This is a genomic window from bacterium, assembly GCA_037131655.1.
GTDB lineage: Bacteria > Armatimonadota > Fimbriimonadia > Fimbriimonadales > JBAXQP01 > JBAXQP01.
In genome coordinates this window covers 1-4018 of sequence record JBAXQP010000246.1, presented here as the reverse complement: position 1 = coordinate 4018, position 4018 = coordinate 1, and the positions used below count along the sequence as shown (strand labels likewise).

Annotated in this window: 3 protein-coding genes; 2 read left to right on the top strand and 1 reads right to left on the bottom strand. The window is 47.0% G+C overall.

Going from position 1 to position 4018, the window contains the following annotated elements; genetic code table 11:
• Together WCO51_10515 and WCO51_10510 are read left to right on the top strand one after the other, a co-directional pair.
• A partial coding sequence (locus WCO51_10515) for a class I fructose-bisphosphate aldolase (GenBank protein ID MEI6513690.1) occupies positions 1-237 on the top strand: 237 nt, incomplete at its 5' end.
• 21 nt (positions 238-258) lie between these two features.
• Complete coding sequence (locus WCO51_10510) at positions 259-1128, top strand: SDR family oxidoreductase (protein MEI6513689.1); 870 nt, start codon at positions 259-261, stop codon at positions 1126-1128.
• On the opposite strand, the gene WCO51_10505 is transcribed toward WCO51_10510, so the two are convergent.
• On the bottom strand, positions 1118-4018 hold a 2901-nt coding region (locus tag WCO51_10505; protein MEI6513688.1), incomplete at its 5' end, for an amino acid permease. The genes WCO51_10510 and WCO51_10505 overlap by 11 nt on opposite strands.

Below are 4018 nucleotides of genomic sequence, written 5' to 3'. Positions count from 1 at the left end.
GTGTTGGGCTTATATTCGGATTTGGTGGCGCACCCACGTGTTTTGCGTGTTGTTGCACTCTCCGGGGGCTATTCGCGCGAACAGGCAAATGTTTTATTGCGACAGAATCCAGGGTTGATCGCCAGCTTCTCACGCGCCCTCACCGAGGGTTTGAGTGTCAAACAAAACGAGAGTGATTTCAACGAAACCCTTGATGAATCTATTGAGAGTATCTATAACGCCTCAATAAAACGCTAATCCTGAAGTATTCTTTGATGTATGAAATATGTCTTTGCGCATAAGGTAATTGTGATCACCGGCGGCGCCGGTGGTATTGGCTCTCATTTAGCTCATGAGTTTGCCTCAAGTGGTGCCCGACTGGTCCTGCTCGACTTAGATGAAAAACGCCTAGAAAAAGTTATAGCGGGGCTCCCAGGGACTGGACATCATGCAATCGCACTTGACCTTACTGACCGCAACGCAATTGATCGGGCGATAGAAGATATTTCGCAGAAGTATGGACATATTGATGTTCTTATTCCAAATGCCGCAATTACCACTACAGCCAGATTCGATGAACGAAGTGTTGAAAGCATTGAACATGAACTAGATATCAACTTGCGTTCTCCGCTGGTGATAATTCGAAAATGTATAGACCTACTAAAAAAATCTGATGATCCACGGATAATTACGACAGTTTCATTAGGTGGAATATTTCCATTGGGAGAGACGCCGCTTTATACGATTTCAAAGTTTGGGCTAAGGGGGGCGATGCTTTCAATGAGTCTAGATTTTGCGTCAAAGGGAATAAAAGCAGGTTCAGTAATGCCATCGGCCACAGATACGCCGATGCTGCAACGAGAGGCCGTTGACGGCGGAAACTCATTGCAATTTATGGATCCACCTCAAAAAACCGCTGATGTGGCGAAAGCATTTATGAAGATGCTCGATAAACCCAAGTTCGAGGTCTATCCAAAACCCAGCGAATCGTGGCTCGTTAGAATCGCGATGCTCTTTCCGAGTCAGCTTCCGCTATTGATGCCGTTATTTGTCGGGAAAGGCGAACGTGGACACAAGCGATACTTGAAAGAGCTTGAACTGCGTGGCATTGCACGTCAGGTAAATGGAGTGTGGGAGATTATCGAATAAGGCTTTGATAGGTGGATTCGTCAACCTCTGGCCAATCAAATCGATCGCGCAGAATTGCTAAGTAATTTAGATAGGTTTCAACTTCGATGTAGTTGGTGTGGCGCGGGCTATTAATGTATTTATGTCCTCCAGCCAAATCTGGATTATCGGATTTTCGCAGCTCCAGTAACTCTGGATAGTTGATTCCAGTTGCCCGGGCACGGATATCGATGACAACCATCTGCGCCATCTCATCGAAGCGTTTATATGCCGCATCGGCAAACTCTGCATATCCAATAAAGTAGAGATTTGGATGTTTACGGGAAAGTATTCGAAGATAGAGTTGAGGTCGACCATCTCTCCACTCATCATCACTCTGCTCTAAATATGGAACCGAGTAGGAATAGCCAGTTGCCAAAACGATAAGATCCAATTCTTCATAACTGCCATCTTTAAATCGTGCACCTTTTTCATCCACGCTTTCAATATCAGGCTTGGCAATCAAATCACCGTGACCTAAATGATGTAGAACCTGGGTATTCATAATTGGGTGGCTGGCTAATAAATCGTGGTCAGGCTTAGGTAGGCCATATCTGGTGAGATCACCGACCAGTGTGTCGATCATCTTTGTCACATCGCCATTAATCGAGACCCCTTTAGGCGGCAAAATCTTTCCGGAAATAAGGGCATCGGTAGGCACACCAAAGATGTATTTTGGAATATAGCGATAACCACGTCGAACTGAGAAGAAAGCTTGCTTCGAAAACTGTGCAGCATCTGACGCGATATCGACGCCAGAGTTACCCGCCCCAACGATGAGAACTCTCTTACCGGTAAATTCATTCGGGCTTCGGTACTCCACCGAATGTATGATCGTGCCTTTGAATTGCGCTTCACCCGCGATCGCAGGTCGGTTTGCATGCCAAGTCACACCTGTGGCATTTATCAGGCCTTCGTAGATTTCGCTCTTTCCATTTGAGAAGCTAACTCTCCATTGATCGGCATTGATTGGCGAAGCCTGCACAACGGAGACCCCAAAGTTCACTCTCGACCTTAGGTTGTAAGCATCGGCAAATCCTCGGATGTAATCAAGGATCTGGTGCCACGATGGATAGTCTGGATAATTCGAAGGCATAGGGAATCCATAAAAGCCGCTCGTGTATTTAGATGAGATGAAGTGCGCCGATTCATACATGGGAGTTCCCGGATTATCCATATCCCAGACTCCGCCGACATCGCTGTGACGTTCATACCAGTCAAAAGGAACGCCTTCTTTAATGAGAGCACGAGCCATAACTAGGCCAGCAGGTCCGGCACCGACGAGACAGTATTTTTTACTGTAGTTAATAGCTGGAGCGCTAATATCTGCAGCCTTTTTCGAGCGAAGCTGAGTGGATGCGAGTTTGGCATATACGACTGGTTTGTTGCGTTTGATCCTTACTCCATTGGCGATGCCGCCGGCGGTAATAACGATAAGCAGAACAGGAACTAAATTAATCCACTTACTATCTGAGCCGGTTAATGTGTTGTAATGAACGGCGGCCAAAATAAATGCACCCATAAGTCCAATAAATCCAATTAAAGGAGCAAGAAATCCCGACCACCACTTTCTATCTCTTCTCTTCCAAAAGAATACAATGACCGAAAGGGATGCAAAAGCCTGCAGAGCAACGATTCCGAGGGTTCCAACTGCAATCAGACTAGCGGCAAAGGTTTTATAAGGATCTGCCCCCGCGACAGCAAAAGCAACTGCAACCACTGAAGCCGAACCAGTAATAGCCAAGCTTGCAATGTGAGGACTGAAGAAATCTTTATGGTATTCGCCGAAGATATGCGGGGCGATATTTTCACGGCCCAATGCGAAGAGATAGCGACTGGCGGCGTTGTGAAGAGCTGAGTAGCCCGCTAAAACACTGGTACAGAGAAGCACGGCACCAATATCAAAAAGGACTTCACCCCCGTATTGATTTAATAAATTTAGAACGAAAACTCCGCCGTCGGCGCTTGCTTGGGAATGCAGTTTGCTCACTCCCGTAGCTCCGATAATAACCCACGCGGTGAAGACATAGAAAATTCCTACAGATGTGACTGCAATATATGTTGCCCGGGGGATGCTCTTTTCAGGATTCTTAGTCTCTTCACCATATAAAGCGGCGGATTCAAAACCAATGAAGCTCGTGAAGGCAATCAGCGCGGCGATTCCAAAAGGGCCAGATATTGCTTGATGGTAAGTAAAGCTTTCAAGTGGAAATGCCGATGCGCCTTTCTTGGCAATGACAATACATTCAAAAACTATGAGAACTGCAAACTCGGCAATCATCAAAATGCCTAAGACTTTTGCTGAGAAATCTACGGATCGATATCCAAGAACTGCAACGATCGCGATTCCAATCGCCGAAAGCAAGAACCAGGGGACAGATACCCCAGCGGCAGAAAGAATGAGTTCGTGCATGAAGTAGCCGAAAGCACCGGCAAGCCCACAGGTCATAGCGGTGTAAGAGGTCAGAGCAAGGTATGCCGCTCCGACACCAATGTCTTTGCCGAGCGCTCGAGAAATATAGGTATAGAAGGCACCCGTATTAACGACACGGCGACTCATAGCGGCATAACCTGTAGAAAAGCAGATCAAAACAATCGAGGCCACTAAATAAGCAACGGGCAATCCCACGCCATTGCCATAAACAATTGCCAAGGGAACATTGCCAATCATCGCCGCAAGTGGCGCCGCCGCCGCGATTACTAAAAAGACGATCCGTTGAGTAGTCAGGCTTCGACGTTCACGGATCAGGGCATTTGAAGCCTTGCGTACCTTCTGCTTTTCCATGTGGATGAGTGTGGCATTTGCATAGGTAATGCAGGTGTAACTGCTGGTGGGGCGGGTCGGGCTCGAACCGACGACGACTGAATTATG

What these genes read in the sequence shown, in the direction of transcription:
- WCO51_10510 (MEI6513689.1), top strand. Translation starts at nt 259, where the DNA reads ATGAAATATGTCTTTGCGCATAAGGTAATTGTGATCACCGGCGGCGCC.